The organism is Corynebacterium guaraldiae (assembly GCF_053480195.1).
This window is the reverse complement of the sequence record NZ_JBRBAU010000004.1, coordinates 83,245-102,690: the sequence shown is the minus strand read 5'-3', so window position 1 is coordinate 102,690 and position 19,446 is coordinate 83,245. Positions and strand designations below refer to the sequence as shown.

At 59.5% G+C, this 19,446-nt stretch carries 19 protein-coding genes; 8 read left to right on the top strand and 11 right to left on the bottom strand.

From position 1 onward, the window contains the following. Window positions 1-156: 156 nt before the first annotated feature. Both ACUY3D_RS04520 and ahpD read left to right on the top strand, forming a co-directional pair. Window positions 157-750, top strand: coding sequence for a peroxiredoxin (locus ACUY3D_RS04520; protein WP_070524465.1), 594 nt, complete (start codon window positions 157-159; stop codon window positions 748-750). A gap of 43 nt (window positions 751-793) precedes the next feature. Then, window positions 794-1,327 (top strand): alkylhydroperoxidase, AhpD family, encoded by a 534-nt coding sequence (ahpD, locus tag ACUY3D_RS04515; RefSeq protein ID WP_070524463.1) that lies wholly within the window; start codon window positions 794-796, stop codon window positions 1,325-1,327. A gap of 109 nt (window positions 1,328-1,436) precedes the next feature. Here ahpD and ACUY3D_RS04510 read toward each other — a convergent pair whose 3' ends face one another. The 5 genes from ACUY3D_RS04510 to ACUY3D_RS04490 all read right to left on the bottom strand — a co-directional run bounded on the left by ACUY3D_RS04510 (window position 1,437) and on the right by ACUY3D_RS04490 (window position 7,545). After that, complete coding sequence (locus ACUY3D_RS04510) at window positions 1,437-2,147, bottom strand: VIT1/CCC1 transporter family protein (RefSeq protein WP_101735667.1); 711 nt, start codon at window positions 2,145-2,147, stop codon at window positions 1,437-1,439. Between the two features lie 104 nt (window positions 2,148-2,251). After that, window positions 2,252-2,629, bottom strand: a complete 378-nt coding sequence (locus ACUY3D_RS04505; protein ID WP_070531451.1) for a hypothetical protein — start codon at window positions 2,627-2,629, stop codon at window positions 2,252-2,254. Between the two features lie 28 nt (window positions 2,630-2,657). Continuing rightward, entirely contained in the window at window positions 2,658-3,683 is a 1,026-nt protein-coding gene (locus ACUY3D_RS04500; RefSeq protein WP_448240453.1) for a PTS sugar transporter subunit IIC, read from the bottom strand. 167 nt (window positions 3,684-3,850) lie between these two features. Further along, entirely contained in the window at window positions 3,851-6,424 is a 2,574-nt protein-coding gene (locus ACUY3D_RS04495; protein WP_339016482.1) for a DEAD/DEAH box helicase, read from the bottom strand. 101 nt (window positions 6,425-6,525) lie between these two features. After that, window positions 6,526-7,545, bottom strand: coding sequence for a PAC2 family protein (locus ACUY3D_RS04490; RefSeq protein ID WP_070521987.1), 1,020 nt, complete (start codon window positions 7,543-7,545; stop codon window positions 6,526-6,528). Between the two features lie 350 nt (window positions 7,546-7,895). On the opposite strand from ACUY3D_RS04490, the gene ACUY3D_RS04485 reads away from it, so the two are divergent. Further along, window positions 7,896-9,050 carry a DUF4192 domain-containing protein gene (locus ACUY3D_RS04485; RefSeq protein WP_070531347.1) on the top strand — a complete coding sequence of 385 codons (1,155 nt, stop codon included), beginning with the start codon at window positions 7,896-7,898 and terminating at the stop codon, window positions 9,048-9,050. Here ACUY3D_RS04485 and galE read toward each other — a convergent pair. The 6 genes from galE to ACUY3D_RS04455 form a co-directional block, all read right to left on the bottom strand. Next, window positions 9,007-9,990 carry a UDP-glucose 4-epimerase GalE gene (gene galE / locus ACUY3D_RS04480; protein ID WP_070596688.1) on the bottom strand — a complete coding sequence of 328 codons (984 nt, stop codon included), beginning with the start codon at window positions 9,988-9,990 and terminating at the stop codon, window positions 9,007-9,009. The genes ACUY3D_RS04485 and galE overlap by 44 nt on opposite strands. A gap of 4 nt (window positions 9,991-9,994) precedes the next feature. After that, window positions 9,995-10,675 (bottom strand): metal-dependent transcriptional regulator, encoded by a 681-nt coding sequence (locus ACUY3D_RS04475; RefSeq protein ID WP_070521996.1) that lies wholly within the window; start codon window positions 10,673-10,675, stop codon window positions 9,995-9,997. A gap of 283 nt (window positions 10,676-10,958) precedes the next feature. After that, window positions 10,959-11,954 (bottom strand): sigma-70 family RNA polymerase sigma factor, encoded by a 996-nt coding sequence (locus tag ACUY3D_RS04470; protein WP_010190233.1) that lies wholly within the window; start codon window positions 11,952-11,954, stop codon window positions 10,959-10,961. A 138-nt stretch (window positions 11,955-12,092) separates the two neighbouring features. Beyond that, window positions 12,093-12,569, bottom strand: coding sequence for a D-aminoacyl-tRNA deacylase (gene dtd, locus ACUY3D_RS04465; protein ID WP_269948098.1), 477 nt, complete (start codon window positions 12,567-12,569; stop codon window positions 12,093-12,095). Window positions 12,570-12,649: 80 nt separating this feature from the next. Next, the gene (locus ACUY3D_RS04460) at window positions 12,650-14,191 is read right to left on the bottom strand and encodes a DUF7782 domain-containing protein (protein ID WP_448240452.1); all 1,542 of its coding nucleotides are present in this window, start codon (window positions 14,189-14,191) and stop codon (window positions 12,650-12,652) included. A 78-nt stretch (window positions 14,192-14,269) separates the two neighbouring features. Continuing rightward, window positions 14,270-14,752 (bottom strand): DUF3099 domain-containing protein, encoded by a 483-nt coding sequence (locus ACUY3D_RS04455; protein ID WP_448240400.1) that lies wholly within the window; start codon window positions 14,750-14,752, stop codon window positions 14,270-14,272. Window positions 14,753-14,800: 48 nt separating this feature from the next. Here ACUY3D_RS04455 and ACUY3D_RS04450 point away from each other — a divergent pair, with 48 nt between their 5' ends. The 5 genes from ACUY3D_RS04450 to dhaM all read left to right on the top strand — a co-directional run bounded on the left by ACUY3D_RS04450 (window position 14,801) and on the right by dhaM (window position 19,428). Continuing rightward, on the top strand, window positions 14,801-15,052 hold the full coding sequence (locus ACUY3D_RS04450; protein WP_012715089.1) for a DUF3039 domain-containing protein: 252 nt from the start codon (window positions 14,801-14,803) through the stop codon (window positions 15,050-15,052). Between the two features lie 94 nt (window positions 15,053-15,146). Beyond that, window positions 15,147-16,937, top strand: a complete 1,791-nt coding sequence (locus ACUY3D_RS04445; protein ID WP_448240399.1) for a DEAD/DEAH box helicase — start codon at window positions 15,147-15,149, stop codon at window positions 16,935-16,937. 107 nt (window positions 16,938-17,044) lie between these two features. Beyond that, window positions 17,045-18,046, top strand: coding sequence for a dihydroxyacetone kinase subunit DhaK (gene dhaK / locus ACUY3D_RS04440; RefSeq protein WP_448240398.1), 1,002 nt, complete (start codon window positions 17,045-17,047; stop codon window positions 18,044-18,046). 2 nt (window positions 18,047-18,048) lie between these two features. After that, window positions 18,049-18,714, top strand: a complete 666-nt coding sequence (gene dhaL, locus ACUY3D_RS04435) for a dihydroxyacetone kinase subunit DhaL (protein WP_448240397.1) — start codon at window positions 18,049-18,051, stop codon at window positions 18,712-18,714. Between the two features lie 3 nt (window positions 18,715-18,717). Continuing rightward, window positions 18,718-19,428 carry a dihydroxyacetone kinase phosphoryl donor subunit DhaM gene (gene dhaM / locus ACUY3D_RS04430; RefSeq protein ID WP_448240396.1) on the top strand — a complete coding sequence of 237 codons (711 nt, stop codon included), beginning with the start codon at window positions 18,718-18,720 and terminating at the stop codon, window positions 19,426-19,428. The last annotated feature ends 18 nt before the right edge of the window (window positions 19,429-19,446 follow it).

Genomic DNA, 19,446 nt, shown 5'->3' with positions numbered 1-19,446 from the left:
CTCTAATTCGTCAGGCCTATTGACGTGTGAGAGGGTTCGTGGCATACTTAACAAGCGAGCGGCTGCGTACCAGCTAAAAGGCAAAATGGTGTGTGGTCGTAGAGATTTACATCACTTTTGTGCATTGTTGTGACTATTGAAGGAGTTGAATCTTCTATGCCTATCTTGACCGTTGGTGAGAAGTTCCCAGAGTTCGAACTGACTGCGCTGAAGGGCGGCGACCTCCACGACGTCAACGCTAACCAGCCGGAGGATTACTTCGAGCAGGTGTCTTTGGACAAGTACCAGGGGATGTGGAAGGTTGTATTCTTCTACCCGAAGGACTTCACCTTTGTGTGCCCGACTGAGATCGCAGCCTTCGGCAAGCTGGATGAGGAATTCCAGGACCGCGATACCCAGATCCTCGGCGGCTCCACCGACAATGAGTTTGCGCACTTCAACTGGCGTGCAACCCACCCGGAGCTGAAGGAAGTCCCGTTCCCGATGTTCTCTGATATTCGCCACGACCTCATCCGAGCCCTCGGTGTGGAGAACGCCGACGGCGTTGCTGACCGCGCAACTTTCATCATTGACCCGGACGGTGTTATCCAGTTCGTGTCCGTGACCCCGGACGCTGTGGGCCGCAACGTTGATGAGGTTCTGCGCGTGCTCGATGCGCTGCAGTCCGAAGAGGTTTGTGCCTGCAACTGGGAGGCTAATGACCCGACGAAGAACATCGACAAGCTCGAGGTCGTTCAGTCCGCACTGTAAGACATCGCTAAGCACAACCGTCCAACCATAAAGGAGTTACTCAGTGTCCATCGACAACCTGAAGTCCGCACTTCCGGCGTATGCCAAGGATCAGAAGCTCAACATCGGTACGCTGACGCGTACGACCGAGCTGAATGAGGAGCAGCTGTGGGGCAGCTTGGTCGCTGCTGCGGCCGCCACCCGTAATGATCTGGTCCTGAAGGAGATTCTTGAGGAAGCCCGCGAGCACCTCAGCGAAGAGGCAGTTGACGCAGCTCTCGGCTCCGCCACGGTGATGGCTATGAATAACGTGGCCTACCGCGCAAAGAGCTGGTTGGGCGATGATTTCGCGCAGGTCAAGTTCGGTCTGCGCATGAACATCATTGCTAAGCCTGGCGTAGACAAGGCAACGTTTGAGCTGTGGAGCACCGTTGTCTCTGCTATCAATGGCTGCGAGCACTGCCTGACTGCACACGCCAATACTCTGTTGGAGGAGGGCGTGACCAAGGAGCAGATTTGGGAAGGCGTCAAGGTCGCAGGCGTTGTTCAGGCTGTGGCGCAGGCGCTGCAGGCTGAGGCTGTGCGCTCCGCTGAGTAGATAAACAGCATGCCTTCTTAGGCGCACGATAGAAAGTCCCACTCCCGTGATTATGTACAGGGGAGTGGGACTTTTTGTGCCTCAAAGGGCTGGGGAGGTTTGCGGCCTTCTAGCCGATGACCCCGCCGAAGGCAACGCCGATGCCATAGGTAATGGCTAGCCCGAGCGCTCCACCAATGACGAGGCGGAAGACGGAACGTGCGGCATTTGTACCGGCGAGGCGAGCAGACACGTAGCCCGTAATCGCCAGGGCAATGAGAGTGATCACGGCGACGACTGCTGCGGCCATGCTCATCGGGGCTATAAAGATTGACAGGAGGGGTAGCGCTGCACCGGCAAGGAAAGATGCTGCCGACCAGAAAGCGGCGTGCCAAGGGTTCGTCAGGTCCTCACCATCGATGCCCATCTCCAGCCTCAGGTGTGCCTCCAAGAGCCTATCTTTGGCGGCGATCTCATGTGCGGCGGTGTCTGCGGTAGCGGTGTTCATGCCGTAGTCAGCCAACATGGATACGAGTTCGGCGTGTTCTTGTTCAGGAAGCTCCGCCAGTTCGCGAGTCTCCTTATCTATCATCATCCGTTCGGAGTCACGCTGCGCTGACACCGAGACGTATTCTCCCAGCGCCATCGACGCGGCTCCCGATACGGTTGCGGCCAAGCCGGCGGTGAGGATGGCGCTTGCCGACGCCCCCGACCCCACGACGCCGAGCAGAAGTGCAGCGACGGAGACGATGCCGTCATTGGCGCCGAGAACTCCCGCCCGAAGGGAATTTAACCGCGCGTTGTGTGAATCGCCATGGGGCTCGTTGACATGGTGTGCCATTTCCAGCTCCTTGAATCCTAGAGAACTGCTCTTACTCCAGTATCGTCGCTGGTCAGAGTCCTGTGAAGCGTGTATAGGCTTCGCTGTGTGTAGGGAGTGAAGGCTTAGGTAATCGTTCCCGTCCACTCACCGCAGGGGATGCCGTCCACTGACAGGCCCATCGTGAAGACTTCCTCTTTGAGATCAAAGTGGGCGGTGGGCAGCGTGATTGCGAGTGCCTCGGGGGAGTAGTTGTATTGATAATCAACTGGACGGTGGGCGTCCCTCGTGTCTTCTCCGTATGAAGCGATCTCCATCGAGCTGAGGTTGGCTTGCTCGAAGTGGGCGATGAGCTGAAGGTCGAGGGTGTGCAGCTTAAAGACGACGTCACGGTGGTGGGGCATGCCTCCGAGGAGCCAATGCACAGTGACTGAGTCCTCATGCGTCTCAAAACTAACGCCGGCAAGGTGGATGCTGGTGGCTGGGGATTTTGGGTTAGTCATAGTGGCGCCCACTGTACTCCCCATGTCGCTACTTGAAATCGAGGGAAAAGTATTCAGATTTGGTTAAGTGCAGAACCTTTTCAAAGAGCCAGCAAAAGAGCAGCGCAAGGGCGAGGGGAAGTACGACATAAACGAAGGTAATGATCATCACGTTGCCGGCGCTCCATCCCCACCCTTCGTAATTGAGAGCCGCCAGCGGGCCCATGAGTCCGGAAATTCCGAAACCGGCGGAGATTGGTGTGCCCGAGATCCCTAGAGCGCCACCAACTGCGCCCAGGATTGCGGCGGAGCAAATGACGGGAAGGAAGGTGACCGGCTTGGACAACATATTGGCCATCTGCACTTTGGGAGAGCCCAGAACATGCAGGATGGAGGTGGCGAAGCCGTTTACGCGCCAGCCGGCAACGAGGAGCGTGAAACCTGCGGCAACGGCCCCGAGGTTGGCGGTGCCAGAGGCGATGCCGTCGATAAAGATGGCGGTAGCAATGCCGACGGTGGAGACTGGGGAGACGATCATGACTGCAAAAAGAACGGCGAGGACTATGCCCATGAGGACCGGCTGCAAAGTTGTCGGACCGTTCACGAGGTCACCAAGCCACAGCGTAAAGACCTTGACGATGGGGAAGGTGACGACCCATCCGATGCTGCCTGCAACGAGCGTCACGATGGTGGAAAGCAACAAGATGGAGTAATTCTTGAGCCTATCGCCGATGAAGAGGAGCAAACCAACTGCCATGGCTGCGGTTAATCCAGAGTTGATGACGAGCCCGGTGCCTTTGAGGAAGAAGCCGCCTTCGGGATTGACGGTGGCCACCCCGGAGCCGCAGAAGGAAGCAATGCCCACGGCTGCGGTCTGAATCGGTGTCATCTTGAATTCGATGCCTACGAGGACACCAATCATCACAGGTAAAAGGCTGGCGGCTAGACCCGTCAGCGCTATTACGGTGGACGCGCCGGACCAGAAGGGGAGCAGCGCCTTGGCCAACTCGCCGAGCAAGGCCTGCGGGACGAGCGACACGACGACGGCGATCGAGATGCCGTTGAGAACCTTCATGGTGAAGGATCCGAGAGCGAGATGCTCGGCCGCGGGCGCGGCGCTGGCGTGGGGGATGGGGGAAAGCTGGCGTTCGTCGATCTGCTGTGGCGTGCTCATTCCCCAATCATACGCATAATATGCGGTTGACGGAGAATAATAACAAAGAAAGGGCGTATTTAAATTCCCTAGTATTCCACGCGTAGTTCGGACAGCCGGACTTCACCAGCCTCATCGGAGGCATCCAAATCGACAGTGCCAACGATGTGGTAGGAGTTGTCCCCCTCTGGGTCCTTGAGGATCTGCCGGACGGTCCACGATCGTGAACCCCCGACGCCACGAGCCCCTGAGCCCTTGTCGCCCTTGTCCAGGACAAAGTACTCCGGCCCCCGTGCTGCTGGCCCAGTATCGATGTCATCGTAGTCATCGAAGTAGTCATCGAGAGCTTGGCCAAAGTCGGGGATCTCCTCCAAATAATCCAACAAATCTGCCAAGCGATCTTCCTTCTCCAAGGCAAAGAGCTGCGCGAGCCGGAAGAAGTAGTTGCGCACCATGATGCCAAAGGCGCGCTGATTGGCTGTCAAGGCGGTGGGATCCTCAACGCCGAAGGCCAATTCGCGGTCCAAATCCGCCTGGGAAATGGGGGAGTCCTCGCCGGCCATTTCAGCCCACTCGTCGACGAGAGAAGAATCAACCTGGCGGATAAGTTCTCCGAGCCAGACGATGATGTCTTCGAGCTCCTCGGTAAGGAACTCGGCAGGGATCGACTGCTTGAGCGTGCGCCAAGCATCAGTGAGGTAGCGCAGGATGACGCCTTCAGAGCGGGCGAGTCCGTAGGTGGCGACAAGGTCGGAGAAGGTCATGGCGCTCTCTAGCATGTCGCGAACCACAGACTTAGGACGCAGCTCAAATTCCTTGGCCCAAGGATTGGTTTCGCAAAAAGTGTCGTAGGCCTGCTCCAAGAGCTCTTCGAGTGGCTTCGGCCAGGTGATGTCTTCCACGATGGCCATGCGTTCGGTGTAGTCCACCCCGTCTGCTTTGAGCGCCGCGATCTCCTCGCCACGGCGTTGCTTTTGCTGAGCAATTAGGACTTGGCGAGGATCATCGAGCACCGCCTCGAAGACCGAGATGACGTCGAGGGCATAGGTGTCCGATTCCGGATCCAGCAAGGTGAGTGCCGCCAACGCGAAGGGCCCCAAAGGTTGGTTCAAGGCGAAATCGCGCGGCATTTCCCGCACCACGTGGTACGGGCGTCCATAGATGTCGAGACCCTTGGTGGATTTTTGGACCACGCCTGAATTGAGAAGCCCTCGAAACAGGCTCAGCGCCGTTAAGATGTCTTCGTTCTGGCGCGCACGCGTGTTGTGACTCGTACGCAGCAGGTGTTTTAGGTGTTCGTAACCGTTGCCGTGGCGGGCGAGCACATTGAGCAGCATGGAATTGGAGACCCGGAATTGGGAAGTGAGCTGCTCCGGTTCGGCGTCGATAAGCCGGGCATAGGTCTGCTCCGACCAAGAGACCTCACCGTCGCGCGCGGACTTCTTCTTCAGTTTCTTTAGGCGCGCCGGGTCATCGCCCACGCGCCGCCGCGCTTTGGCGTTTTCGATCTCGTGCTCCGGCGCCTCTACGACGACCGTGCCTTCCGTGTCATAGCCTGCGCGGCCGGCGCGACCGGCAATCTGGTGAAACTCGCGGGACTTGAGGATCCGCTGACGGGTTCCGTCATACTTGGCCAGGCCCGTCATCAACACCGTGCGGATCGGAACATTGATGCCAACACCTAAGGTATCCGTTCCGCAAATGATCTTGAGTAGACCCTTTTGGGCCAGCCGCTCCACCAAGCGCCGATACTTCGGCAGCATGCCGGCATGGTGCACACCAATTCCCTTGCGAAGCAGCTTAGACAGGTCCCTGCCGAACGTCGTGGTGAATCGGAATCCCGCGAGCTCAGCGGCAATGGACTCCTTCTCCTCTGGGGTGATGATCTTTGACAGCGACGTCAATGCTTGCGCGCGCTCTGAGGCCTCGCGCTGGGAGAAGTGGACAACGTAGACAGGAGCCTTGCCACCAGCGAGCAAATCCTCGATGGTTTCATGGACTGCGGAAAAGACGTAAGAGAAGTCCAACGGGACTGGGCGGGTTGTCCCAGCCACGAGCGTCGTCGTGCGTCCGGTGCGCTCAGTTAAGTCCTTTTCCAGCCACGTCGTATCGCCCAAGGTCGCGGACATGAGCAAGAACTGTGCCTTCGGCAATTCCAACAGCGGAACCTGCCAGGCCCAACCGCGATCCGGCTCAGAATAGTAGTGGAACTCATCCATGACCACCTGATCGATGGCAGCTTCTGAGCCATCGCGTAGCGCAATATTCGCCACAATCTCAGCGGTCGCAGCAATGATGGGAGCGGAACCGTTCACGGTGGCATCGCCGGTCATCATGCCAACGTTTTCTGGGCCAAAAATCTCACAGAGAGCGAAGAATTTCTCGCTCACCAAGGCCTTGATAGGTGCGGTATAAAAACTGCGCTGCCCTCGCGCTAAAGCTATGAAGTGGGCGGCATTGGCCACCATGGACTTACCGGACCCGGTAGGCGTGGCCAAGATGACGTTATCCTGCGCGAGGATAGCTAAAGAGGCCTCTTCCTGCGCCGGGTACAGCGAGATTCCACGGCCGGAGGTCCACGATAAAAACGTGTCCCAGATGGCCTCATCAACCATCGGCTCGGGGACTTCGGCGAGATCGGGCAACATCTGAGAAAGGTTCACCCGTCCCACCTTAGGCGAAAGCCTTAGAGTATAAGTCTCCGCCCTGCGGCTGTGAACGACCGAGACCCTCGACAGCCGCGGCGTGTTGAGCTTATCTGAGGTTAGACGTCATCGTCCATGTCTGAGCCGGGGCCCTCGTCTCGCCCGTAGTTATCCTCGCGGTCGTCGATGTCTTCAGAGAGGATATCCGGGTTGTCATCGAGCCCGGCAAGGAAAGCCTCGAAGTCAGCCCCGATCTCCTCGCCCGTAGGCATGTGCTCTTCACCCGGCATAATGGCCTGCGGATGGCGGGAACGGTAGCGCTCCATATAAGCGTCGTACTGCTCTTCCAACTGGCGGACCACGCCCGCGATCTCTTCAGAATCCGTCACCTGCTCCTCGAGCTGCTGGTTGACGCGAGCCACGTCTGCCTCCAAGCTACCCAAGGGAATGTTGAGGTCGACGGCTGAGGCAACCGAATCCAGAAGACGGAGCGTGGCCGCTGGATAAGGCGAGGCCGCCAGATAATGCGGCACATGCGCGGTATAGCCGGCCACGCGGCGGCCCTTCTTATCCAAGGCACGCTCAATATACAGGGCGGCTGCGCCGGGGACCATCATGGTGGATTCCATGCGCACCATAGAGTTAAGGAGTTCCGGGGCATTGCCGTGCGCAGTGACCACCGTGGGGCGGGTGTGTGGCACCGGCATGGGCGCGGAGTAGAGCATGATGGTGTTCTTGATATCGAACTTTTCAACCAAGTTCACTACCGCATCCGTAAAGGCCTCCCACCGCAAGTCCGGTTCCGGTCCGGACAGTAGCAAGAAAGGCGTGCCGGAATTATCCCGCAATACCTTGATGCCCAAATCCGTGTTCTCAATCTCCACGGTGCGGTCATGGTCGATAGTGACGGCAGGGCGGCGTGAACGGTAGTCAATGAGTTCGTCGTTATTAAACGAGGCCAGCTGGCGGTTTTCCAACGCGGCTTTGAGGTGATCAGCGCTGGCTTCAACGGCCTGGCCTGCATCGGCGTAGCCATTCATGGCAACGATCATTGTGGGGCCTGCGCCTGGAGTGGAATCATCCTTGACCACTGGAGCGGGGTACTCCAGCTCGTACATGCGGCGCTGTTCTTCCTGCATGGTTGTGACTCCTCCTTCTAGCCGTGTGCTTGTTCTCGAGCGTACGACCTCAATCAGTGTTCTGTGACATGCAACGCTTAAGGCTTACCGCCTATTCCCAGAGGCGACTGGGCGTCCGGGACGAACGCGAAGCTGGTCTGTACGCGCGGGGGCTCCCGCAGGGAACCAGTGATGATCGTTCAAGCATGCCATATGGAGGCTGGTTGTGCCAGGTTTCCACTTGCTGGGTGTGGAAAACCGGGCTACTTCCAGTGGACTGCGCACTAGCCCGGACTCGTTATCCACAGATGTGCCGTGGACGGTCTTAGTGCTCTAGCGAATCGAGGTAAGTGTGGTTCAGGCTACAAGGTATGAACACACACTCAACGCATACAGACCGCACTCCACCAATAACGACCCCAGGTCACCTCCTCGCAAACATCCCTGGCCTCCTAGGCTTCTATCCCACTGAATCGGTGGTTTTCATGGCTATCGATACCACCCCGCGGGGCCCAGCAATGGGCCCGCTTGCACGCGTCGACATCGCAGATGCCCAAGGGGCAGTAGTGGACATCTCGCCGTTACTGGCCGAGCACGCCCGCGAAGGTGTGTTTGCATTCCTTATTTCGAAGCGTCCCCTCACCGAGCTCAGGGAGGTGGCTCACTGGCTATATGGCCTAGACCGCGCCGAGGACGGGCTGGAGGTCGACGCTGCGTGGCATACCCGGGAAATCACCAAACATGAGGCTTATGTCTTGCTTCATGGAACCGTCAACGCGGATGGAAGCGGGCCAATGAAGAAGTGGGTTGAGGGGACAATACCGGCGCTGACCGACGCCCCCTCGATGCGCTCTTGCGTCGACCACAATGTTGTACCGGAGCTCAATAGGGAGGAGTTCTTTGCTGTCTTTGCCGCAGGGAACCAGTATCTGGATGCTGCCGAAGCCGATGCCTTGGCGCGGCAAGCGCAAGATGCGGCGACGCAGTATCGTGCGCAGGTAGCAGCTGCGCGGGGAAAGAAACGAAAGGACCTCTTGGATCACTTCCTCGACGATGCTCGGTGGGCGCTTCGCCAGGTGGCGTCGGTGGAGGAGGCTGAGCAGGACAGTGAGCTGCTGGCAACCTGTGCTGTGTGGCTGTCAACGACGTGGACGCGTGACCTCGTCGTGAACGTGTGCGCGACGTCGGGCGAAACGGGAGCGCATCTCCTTCTGGCGGCGGCGCGGACATTCGGCGGCGAGTTGCGGGCAAACGCGCTGACTCTCTTTGCGCTGGCGCAGCTGGAACAGGAGTGGGATATCCTCGCCGGCCCTGCATTGCAGCTCGTCGTGGAAGAATTTCCCAGCCACCGCCTAGGCTCACTCCTGTGCCAGGCATACCGTCATGGCCTGCACGAAAAGATTCGGGACTCAATTCATACAGGCGCCCTCAAAGCCTATGAAAACGCTATAGGGGAAGGGGAGGAGCATTCAGAGGATGCGGCTAGCGATGCGCAGAATGTGCCCGCTCGCCGAGCTGCTGGGTGAAGTTCCACGCGTCTGTCACGATGGTGGTTAGATCGGTGCGGCTGGGGTTCCACCCGAGCTCGGATTTGATCTTTTCCGAGGAGGCCACGAGTGTTGCGGGATCTCCGGCGCGGCGAGGTGCAAGCTCAGCCGGTATGGGGTGACCGGTTACTTCGCGGCAGGCCTCAATGACCTGTTTGACGGAGTAGCCATCCCCGGAGCCAAGGTTGTAGATGCGGTGCGTTCCTGCGGCGTTGCTCTCCAGCGCTAGGACGTGGGCCTCTGCCAGGTCTCGGATGTGGATGTAATCCCGGACCGCGGTGCCGTCGGCGGTGTTGTAGTCATCGCCGAAGATGAAAATCTTGTCGCGGTGCCCCAGCGCTACCTGCAGGACGAGGGGAATGAGGTGGGTTTCTACTTCGCGGTTTTCTCCAATGGTGCCGTAGGCTCCGGCGACATTGAAGTAGCGCAAGGAGGTCGCCCCAAGGCCGTAGGCAGTGGCATACGACGTGATCATGTAGTCAATTGCGAGTTTGGAGGCGCCGTAGGGATTCGTTGGCTGCGTAGGCATCGACTCCGTAATTGGCACTTGCGCCGGCTCGCCGTAGGTTGCCGCGGTCGAGGAAAAGACGAGGTTTGTGACCTCGAATTCCCGCATGGCGTTCAGGAGCGTCAGCGTGGTTACGACATTATGCTGCCAATAGTCAGCGGGGGCTTCAACGGATTCACCGACGAGGGAACGCGCCGCAAAGTGCAGCACGCCGTCGAATCCACCTTCAGACAACACCTCACGGGCGACATCAGCGACGTCGCCTTCAACGAGACGTGCCTGCTCTGGGATGGCCTCGCGGTTGCCGGTAGAGAAGTTGTCGATGATGGTGACGTCGTGGCCTTTTTCGACCAAGACTGCCGCGCACACACTGCCGACATATCCGGCACCACCGGTAACTAACAGCTTCATCGTCTTACTTCTCCTTAACTCGGATGGCGTGGGCGAGATCGTCGACAAGCTCGACGGTATGCCCAGATTTCGTCGTCAGCGTAATGGTTCCGCTCTCATTGACCACCGTCACCTGCGAACCGATTTGGATTCCGCAGGAATAAAGATCATCGAAGGTCGAGCTATCGGCCTGCAAAACCTCATTGATTTGCACGATGGTGGCTTCAGTTTCTTGTCCCGTAGGGAGGTCGATGGCGCGGGTTCCCAAGTCGAGCTCCACCGGGGTCGTACCCAACTGTGCCAAGCCTGGGATGGGGTTGCCGAATGGTGAGCGCGAGGAATCCTCCAATACCGCGACGACGCGCTTTTCTACCTCTTCACTCATGACGTGTTCCCACCGGCAGGCCTCGTCGTGGACCTTGTCGATATCCAGTCCAAGGACGTCTGTGAGCAAACGTTCAGCTAGGCGGTGCTTGCGCATGACGTTGGTTGCCAGTTCGCGGCCCTGTTGGGTGAGGTCGAGGCTGCGATCAGTACGCACGTGGAGCAGGCCATCGCGCTCCATACGAGCCACGGTCTGGGATACGGTCGGCCCAGACTGCTCTAAACGCTCTGCGATCCGCGCGCGGAGGGGAGTGATGCCTTCCTCTTCGAGCTCGTAGATAGTGCGCAGATACATTTCCGTGGTGTCAACTAGGTCCCTCACGTGGGCTTACCTTTCTGCGTTGTGGGCGGTGCGTAGCCACATAGGTTTAGACGCGGTAATAAGGATGTATTAAGAGAATATCTTAAACAATAGCGCATTCGTCGAAAGTATTGAGCGCGCAGCGCTGTGCCTCCGGCGGGGTTCGACGGGGCACGGCAACCTCGCGGGACCTTGTGGAACGACGAAAGCCACCGAGCACTGACCGCCAAAGCCCACAATGCTGTTTCAGCTGGGCTAGCAGGTAGCTGGCTCGATGGCTCATGCCAGGATTTGAATAAGAGATTTAAAGTGCGTATTCGCGGAGGCGATCGGCGCGGTTGCCTTCGCGCAACTTGGCCATGACCTCACGTTCAATTTGGCGAACGCGTTCGCGGGAGAGACCGAACTTGCGGCCAATCTGGTCGAGGGTGCGCGGAACCCCATCATCCAAGCCATAGCGCAAACGGATGACGTCCTGCTCGCGCTCCTCCAAAGAACCAATGACGGAGCGGATATCGGAGTGGCGCATCGAAGCAACCACGGCGGTTTCGGCGTCCGTTGCTTCGGCATCCTCAATGAAGTCTCCCAGTGGAGCCTCTTCATCGGTGCCCACCGGCATATCCAAGGAGACAGGATCGCGGGACTGACGCAGCAGCATTTCGATCTTGGACTCTTCGATTCCCGATTCCTCTGCGAGCTCCTCGTTCGTAGCCTCGCGGCCTAGGGATTGGTACATCTCGCGCTTGATGCGCGAAAGCTTATTAACCTGCTCAACTAGGTGTACAGGGAGGCGAATTGTCCGGGACTGGTCAGCCATGCCGCGGGTAATGGCCTGGCGGATCCACCAGGTTGCGTATGTGGAGAACTTGAAGCCCTTGGCGTAGTCAAACTTCTCCATAGCGCGAATCAGGCCCAAGTTACCCTCCTGGATGAGATCCAGTAGCGGCATGCCGCGGCCGGTATAGCGCTTAGCCAGGGAGACCACGAGGCGCAGGTTTGCTTCCAAGAGGTGGGAGCGTGCCTTCTTACCTTCGCGAGCCAAGATCTTCAGGTCACGCTTCTCCGCGCGAGTTAGCTTCTCAGCATTGGCAAGCTTGTACTCGGCGTAGAGGCCAACCTCAATGGTCTGCGCCAATTCAACCTCGTCCTCGGCGCTCAGCAGCGCAGTCTTGCCGATTCCATTGAGGTAAACGCGGACCAAGTCCGCGGAGGGATTGTCATTGGTCTGGTTACGGCGTGAGCCGCGGTCAACTTCCTGTCCGTCCTCGTCCTGGACGCTAGCAGCGGATGATGTGGCCATCTCATGCCTCCTAAGTTGCGGCTTGGTTCATCCCCTACAACGGGCCTTCGCGTCAGATAGTTCCCACGGGCCCAAAAATGTTTAATTACCCGGGATGTGCGAGAGGTTTTAGGCCATTTTGGGGGAGGCGCGCCGAAGCTAGACCTCAACGAGCACGGTAAACGGTCCTTCATTGATGGAGGACACGCGCATCATCGCTCCAAAGCGGCCTTCTTCCACAGTGATTCCGCGCTCGCGAAGGCGAGCGACAACTCCCTGGATAACCGGCTGCGCGGCTTCACCCGGTGCGGCATCTGACCACGATGGGCGCCTGCCTTTGGCCGTTCGTCCGTAGAGGGTGAACTGACTTACCACCAGAACAGGCGCACCGCTGTCGGCCACGCTGGTTTCGCCTTCTAGAATACGCAGCTCAGCGATTTTGCGCGCCATCGTGTCCATCCGCTCTTCCAAGGTTGGTCCTTCGGCAGTGCCGGAGTCAGAACCTGCCGCGACGTCCTCGCGGGAAATACCGACGAGCGCTAAGACGCCGCCGGTATCCGGGCAGGAAATAGAGCCGACAACGTCGTTGTCTACGGTGACGGTAGCTTCGGAAACGCGGGTTAAGACAGCACGCATGGGAGGGAGTACACGACCTTTCTGGGGAGGAGTTCTTTCTCAGATGACAAACGCGAGGGGCTTGAGGGAAAAGGAGGGGACTACTCAGTGTTGCTAAATGCCAACAATTCCGTAGGGATGAGAAGCCCATGGCGGATGAGATCCACAATGGCTGGAAGCGCGGCGCTAACCAACTCGGATTCCTCAAAGCCCTGCGCGGCGGCATAGAGCTCGATGGTCTCCCCAATGCTCAGCCCGTGGGGATTGAGCCCGGCGACGATCGCCGCGAGGTGCTCGTCGACGTCATGCTGCCAGCGTGGACCGTCCGTGCGGCTGAGCCGTAATGCTGCGCGCTCAAAGCCCATGCCAAGCTCCGTGTCGGGCAGTGAAACGTCTTCGCGGGCGACACCTGGGCGCAGCTGCACATGCTTTGTTTCCAGCTCACCCGGCACCAGGTTGCGTAGCCATTCAATGCGAGCAAAGTATTCCTCCACTTCGGGCCCGAGCGGATCGATGACCGGCTGCGCCATGGTTTCTGCCAAAATATCGGAGGGCTCGCCGTCTGCAATGCGCTGGATAGCCACGAAACCAAACCCGATGCCGGTGACATCATGATCGCGGAAATGCTCCAGCCAACGGCGTGAACGCTCCTGGCCTTCGGCACTGCGAACATCCACGGATTCATCGCTCAACCACGTGGAAACATAGAGCGCAGGGTCCGCCACATCGCGCTGAATGATCCACGCGGCCACGCCGGTATCCGGCAGCCACGAGGCAACCCGCTGCTGCCAAGACTTGTCGCCTTGGTGTACCCACGCAGCGAGAATGTGTGCGGTGCCCCCAGGATTGAGGTGCTCCACAGCTTGCGATATGACAAGCTCACTTGCTCCATCCAGATTGAGGCCGGAATCCCGGTAAACGTGGCCCACCTTGGGCAAGCCCACCACGAACGGAGGGTTAGCAACGATTCGGTCGAAGCTCTCGTGCTGCACGGGCTCGAACCAAGAACCCTGGCGAAGCTCAACACGGTTTTCTGCGCCTGCAGCAGCGACAGTAGCGCGGGCAAGGTGGAGGGCTCGCTCGTGAACGTCGGTCGCAACAATTCTTTCAGCAGACTCCAGTTGCCCAAGGATTTGTACGCCAGAACCCGTGCCCAGGTCTAGTACTGAGGACACGGGAGTGGTCGGGGTCGAGTGCAAGAGGGAAAGACTGGCAGAGCCTACCCCCAACACGTGCTCGGGGCCGGGCACGTGATCCACTAAGGAAGCATCAACATCGGAAAACACGATGCGGTTCTTACCCACAATGACGTGTGGCCGAATGTCATAAGCCACGTAGGCGGTGCCGTGCTCGTCGGTAAGCACTGCGCCGCAGTCGAGCAGTCGGGTGGCTAGGCGTGCGCCGAGGACGTCGGAAAGCAGCGTGGCCGGTACGTGTTCGTGCAGCAGGAAGATCCGGATGAGGTGGTCCAGGCGGGAATCACCGTTTGCTCCAAGTGCCACGGCGGCTGGCTCGCCGCGATGTAGCGCTTCGGTGTACTCCGGCCCCAGGTGTCCCGCGATACCGTCCGCACTGAACCCTGCCTCAGCAAAGACGTGGGCTAGTTCCTCCGCAACGTCTGCGATGGGGTTGTCCGGGTTCATCGCCGGGCCGAAAGGGGAGGGCTGTTGGGTGCTCACAAAAATATCCTTTGATAGTTGGGGGAAGGAAACGGTGACTTCTTAATCTTCGTGCTCAATTGTGTTGGTCGTTGAACTCTCCGCGTCCGTGCCCGAGGGGGAAGTGTCCGATGAGGGCGCGCCGGGAAGTTCGCCGTGAGCACCGCTGGTGATTTGTTCGCGCCGTGTCTGCGCCATCTGTCGGGCGAGCGCGGGCTTGTAGACCGCTTTGTCGCGTTTGTCCTTCTTCTGCCCCCGCCCGTTGCCGATGACCACGGCTATCCAGGGAAGCGGGAAGGTGACGCCCACGGCGATGGCGGCGGCAATCCACCAATGCCAGGCATACACCATGACACCAGCTAGAAGCAGCGAAGGGATGCGCAGAAACTGCAAAATTGAGTAGATAACTTCGCGGCGATGCCGGTCCTGGCCGGGAGCGAGTTTGGCGGTTGTAATGAGATAAGCCTTGCGCCCGAATCGACGCCCACGCCGCCGCCCCGATCGTGGGGTATGGCGGGCGTTATCGCGCGAGTTCGAAGGGGTCATGCCCACCAGCGTAGCGGTAGGACTCGCCAACTTCGATACCGATGCGGCATGATAGTGGGCGTGAGTACGACGACTAAGACTATTGAACGCCCTGATGTCCGCGAGGATACGTCGACCAACGACGACACCCCGAAGTTTTTCCACTATGTAAAGAAGAACCAGATCCTCGATTCCGCGGTCAACGGTAAGTACGTCGTTGCCCTCTGTGGTGAGACCTTCCCTGTCACCAAGCAAGCCAAGCCCGGTTCGCCCGTGTGCCCGGACTGCGAGCGCGTATATAAGAGCCTGCGCCGCCGCTAAGCGTGCCGTCGACGCGTAATGTTGCGTCGACGTAAAACGAAGACTTTCACAAGAGCGGGATGTTGGGATAACTAGAGGGGGATAGTCGCTGACCGTGTCTACACAGACTCCAGCACAAAGATTTGCCAATAATGGTTCGCTGCGTGTGTGGCAACGCGCGGCCTTGGATAAATTCCTGGCCACCAAGCCGAAGGATTTCATGGCGGTGGCAACGCCAGGCGCAGGTAAGACTACCTTCGCCCTGCGCGTGGCCACAGAGCTCATGGCGGACCGTACCGTAGAGCGCGTGATCGTGGTGGTGCCCACCGAGCACCTCAAAGTGCAGTGGTCTGAATCTGCCTCCCGCGTGGGGCTCGCGCTGGATCCGAAGTTCACGAACTCTTCTGGAGTCAACCCCGCCATGGATGGCGTGGTGGTGACCTACGCCCAAGTAGGCATGCACCCCTTTAAGCACCGCGCGGTGGCCTCAGCCCGGCGCACCTTGGTGATTCTCGATGAGATTCACCACGCCGGCGACGCCAAGAGCTGGGGTGACGGCGTGCGTGAAGCCTACGACGACGTGGAACACCGCCTGGCGCTGACCGGTACGCCTTTCCGCTCGGATGATTCCCAGATTCCTTTCGTGCGCTACGAGGAGGACGGGGAGGGGCACTTGGTCTCCCGCTCCGATCACACGTACGGCTATGGCGATGCGCTTGCCGACGGCGTCGTGCGCCCCGTGGTCTTCCTCAGCTACTCCGGCGAGTCCCGCTGGCGCGATAGTGCCGGCGAGGAACATACGGCCCGCTTGGGCGATATCCTCAATCCGGAGCAGACCGCCCGCGCGTGGCGCACTGCTCTGGACCCCAAGGGCGAGTGGATCCCCACCGTCCTTCAAGCTGCCCACACGCGTCTGATGCAGATGCGCCGCAACATGCCGGATGCCGGCGGCCTCGTACTCGCTACCGATACGACGACGGCGCGCGCCTACGCGAAGATCCTCAAGCAGATTTCGAACACCCCGGTATCCGTCATCCTTTCCGATGACCCGGGTTCCTCCGCGCGTATCGCAGAGTTCTCCGAATCCACCGACGAGTGGATGGTGGCCGTACGCATGGTGTCCGAGGGCGTCGACGTTCCGCGCCTCGCAGTGGGTGTCTATGCCACGTCTGCCTCGACCCCGCTCTTTTTTGCTCAGGCCATCGGCCGCTTCGTGCGCTCCCGCATGCCGGGCGAGACCGCCTCGGTATTCCTGCCGTCTGTCCCGGTCCTGCTGGGGCTGGCGGAGAACATGGAGAAGCAGCGCGACCACGTCCTCGGAGGGGAGAAGAACCCCGACAAGGAGGGCTGGGACGATGAGTTGCTCGAGGACGCCAATAAGAAGAAGTCCGAGCCGGACATGCTCGAGCCTTCCTATGAGTCCCTCGGCGCGGAAGCAGAATTCTCCGGCCTGCTCTACAACGGCTCGCAGTTCACCACGGGCAATATCACCGACGAAGAAGAAGACTTCCTCGGAATTCCCGGGCTTCTCGACGCAGACCAGGTCAAGGACCTCCTTCGCAAGAAACAGTCCGATGAGATGGATCGCCGTGAGGCAGAGGAGAAGGCGCGCCGGGCTGCTGAGGCGGCGGAGGAACAACGTCGCAAGCTCTACGGCACCCCGCATGCGCCGAAGCGTGGGGCAGAGACGTCGGCAAGCAGCACCGGATCTCAGTCAGGCGTGGTGGATGAGATTTCCGCGCTGCGCAAGGAGCTCAACACGGTGGTCTCCATCACCGCTCAGCGCACCGGCCGCCCGCACGGAGCCATCCACACCGAAGCGCGCAAGGCCTGCGGCGGACCTCCTACCGCGCTGTGTAACGCTGAGCAGTTGCAAGAGCGCATCGATTATCTGCGCAAGTGGTAGCTGCGCGGACGCAGTAGAATCCGGCACAGTATCCGGTGGCGAAGGGTAGGCTCGGCAGCATTGTGAGAAGAGTGCTCTAGGCCAAAGAAAACCTAAGGAGAAAGATGATGAAAAAGCTCATCAACTCACCGGACAACGTAGTAGCCGAATCAGTAGAGGGCTTCGCGTTAGCCCACGGTGACATTGTCACTCGCAACACGAACCCGCTGTTTGTTTTCCGCAAACAGAAGAAAGAACACGGCAAGGTTGCCATTGTCTCCGGCGGTGGCTCTGGGCACGAGCCGCTGCATGCCGGTTTCGTCGGCCATGGAATGTTGGACGCGGCCGTGCCCGGCGCTATGTTTACATCTCCGACGCCAGATGCCATCCAAGCAGCCACCGAGGCAGCTAATGCTGGGGCGGGAGTGCTCTACATCGTGAAGAACTACACCGGCGATGTGCTCAACTTCGATACTGCGGCAGAGCTGGCTGAATTCGATGATATTGAGGTCAGCCAGGTCATCGTCGACGACGATGTCGCGGTGGAAGATTCTACGTTTACAGCCGGTCGCCGCGGCGTTGCCGGAACGCTGTTGGTGGAGAAGCTGGCCGGTGCGGCGGCCGAGCGCGGCGATGATCTCGTTGCGGTGACCGCTGTGGCGAAAAAGGTGGTAGAAAACACCGCGACTATGGGCGCGGCGCTTTCCGCCTGCACCGTGCCCCATGTGGGCAAGCCTTCCTTTGACCTCGGGGAAGACGAGGTTGAGTTGGGCGTGGGCATCCACGGCGAGCCGGGCCGCAAGGAGATTCCGCTGGTTTCGGCCGACGACGTAACGGACCACTTGCTTGATCCCGTCCTGGCAGACCTTAAGCTGAGCGAAGGCGAGCGCACCATCGTCGTTGTCAACGGCATGGGAGCCACCCCGGCCTCTGAGCTTTACGTGGTTTACCGTCGGGTAGCTCAGCGCTTAAAGGAGGCGGGGGTGAGCATTGAACGCTCCCTTGTGGGCAACTTCGTCACGAGTCTGGATATGGCCGGGTGCTCCGTGAGCGTTATGCGCGCCGACGACGAAGACCTGGCGCTTTTCGACGCCCCCTGCCACACCGCCGCACTACGCCAAGGAGTGTAACTATGACAAATGATGTAACTCTTTCAACCGACTGGGCATTAGCGTGGATGAATAATTGTGCTGCAGTTGCGCATGAATACCGCGAGGAGCTCATCGAGCTTGACCGCGCCATTGGAGACAGCGACCACGGTGAAAACGTCGATCGCGGCTTCCGCGCCGTCGTGGAGAAGATGGGCGCGGAAATCTCCCCAGAGGATTCTACCGTCGCTGATGTTCTGAAACTGACGGCAAAGACACTCATGTCCACCGTTGGCGGCGCCTCCGGGCCGTTGCTAGGGACCGCTTTCTTGCGTGCGTCTAAGGCTGCCGGTTCCGGGGCGATTGATGCGCCCACGGTGGCCGGTCTAATCGAGGCTGCGCTTGAGGGGATTACTGCGCGCGGCAAGGCCGCGGAAGGGGAGAAGACGATGGTCGACGCCTGGGCGCCGGCCGCACGAGCTGCCCGTGAAGCGGCGGATGCCGCGCTGAGTCCCGCTGAGGTTGTGCGCGCGGCTGCTGACGCCGCAGCAACCGGCGCGGAGGATACCATTCCGATGGTGGCAACGAAGGGCCGCGCTTCCTATCTTGGGGAGCGCTCTGCTGGGCACAAGGATCCGGGTGCTACGTCCTCGGCTCTGTTCCTCGCCGCGGCTGCCGACGCTGCCGAGACTTCAACGAAGGAGGCATAAAACATGACACAACCGCGCGTTGGGCTTGTCCTTGTATCGCATTCGGCCAAGCTCGCTGAAGGCCTAGCAGAGCTTGCCGGACAAATGGCCGCTGATGTGACCATCCTTCCCGCCGGCGGCTTGGAAGACGGCGGAATCGGAACTTCCTACGACTACATCGAAGGCGCCATCAGCCATGCCCTCGGCCAAGGTCTCGGTGTTGTCGTCCTCACGGACTTGGGCTCGGCCACGATGACCGTTGAGTCTGTTCTTGAGTTCCTTGATGAAGAACAAGTTCAGTTTGTGGATGCCCCACTAGTCGAGGCTGCCGTTGCCGCAGCCACCGCCGCCCAACAAGGCGATGACCTTGCGGCCGTCGTCAGAGCTGCGGAACGGGCCATCGAGGTCTTCGTGCCGAAGCAGTCTGCCGCCGCTGATCCAGTGGATAAAGAGGAGCCTGAAACTAACCCAGATAGGTACTCGCTGACAGTGACCGTGGCTGATGAGGCGGGACTTCACGCCCGTCCAGCCTCCAAGGTCTCGGAGATGGCCGCAGAGGCAGACGGTGTCATTGTCCTCTCCTTTGATGGCGAAGAGGTAGAAGCAGACTCTGCAATGATGCTGATGTCTCTTGGTGCTTGTCAGGGTGCTTCAGTGACTATCAGCGGTGACACTGCTGATAAAGAGGTCATTGACCGGATTGCTACGGGCATAGAGCTGGGGCTCGACGGCTAGGGCTCCTGGGAAATCGAT

Coding starts and splice junctions, on each gene's coding strand:
- dhaM (WP_448240396.1), top strand. CDS start 18,718: ATGACACAACCGCGCGTTGGGCTTGTCCTTGTATCGCATTCGGCCAAG.
- ACUY3D_RS04470 (WP_010190233.1), bottom strand. CDS start 11,954: ATGGCCACATCATCCGCTGCTAGCGTCCAGGACGAGGACGGACAGGAA.
- ACUY3D_RS04450 (WP_012715089.1), top strand. CDS start 14,801: ATGATAGTGGGCGTGAGTACGACGACTAAGACTATTGAACGCCCTGAT.
- ACUY3D_RS04500 (WP_448240453.1), bottom strand. CDS start 3,683: ATGAAGGTTCTCAACGGCATCTCGATCGCCGTCGTCGTGTCGCTCGTC.
- dhaL (WP_448240397.1), top strand. CDS start 18,049: ATGACAAATGATGTAACTCTTTCAACCGACTGGGCATTAGCGTGGATG.
- ACUY3D_RS04505 (WP_070531451.1), bottom strand. CDS start 2,629: ATGACTAACCCAAAATCCCCAGCCACCAGCATCCACCTTGCCGGCGTT.
- ACUY3D_RS04510 (WP_101735667.1), bottom strand. CDS start 2,147: ATGGCACACCATGTCAACGAGCCCCATGGCGATTCACACAACGCGCGG.
- dhaK (WP_448240398.1), top strand. CDS start 17,045: ATGAAAAAGCTCATCAACTCACCGGACAACGTAGTAGCCGAATCAGTA.
- ACUY3D_RS04485 (WP_070531347.1), top strand. CDS start 7,896: ATGAACACACACTCAACGCATACAGACCGCACTCCACCAATAACGACC.
- dtd (WP_269948098.1), bottom strand. CDS start 12,569: ATGCGTGCTGTCTTAACCCGCGTTTCCGAAGCTACCGTCACCGTAGAC.
- galE (WP_070596688.1), bottom strand. CDS start 9,990: ATGAAGCTGTTAGTTACCGGTGGTGCCGGATATGTCGGCAGTGTGTGC.
- ACUY3D_RS04490 (WP_070521987.1), bottom strand. CDS start 7,545: ATGCAGGAAGAACAGCGCCGCATGTACGAGCTGGAGTACCCCGCTCCA.
- ACUY3D_RS04455 (WP_448240400.1), bottom strand. CDS start 14,752: ATGACCCCTTCGAACTCGCGCGATAACGCCCGCCATACCCCACGATCG.
- ACUY3D_RS04520 (WP_070524465.1), top strand. CDS start 157: ATGCCTATCTTGACCGTTGGTGAGAAGTTCCCAGAGTTCGAACTGACT.
- ACUY3D_RS04460 (WP_448240452.1), bottom strand. CDS start 14,191: ATGAACCCGGACAACCCCATCGCAGACGTTGCGGAGGAACTAGCCCAC.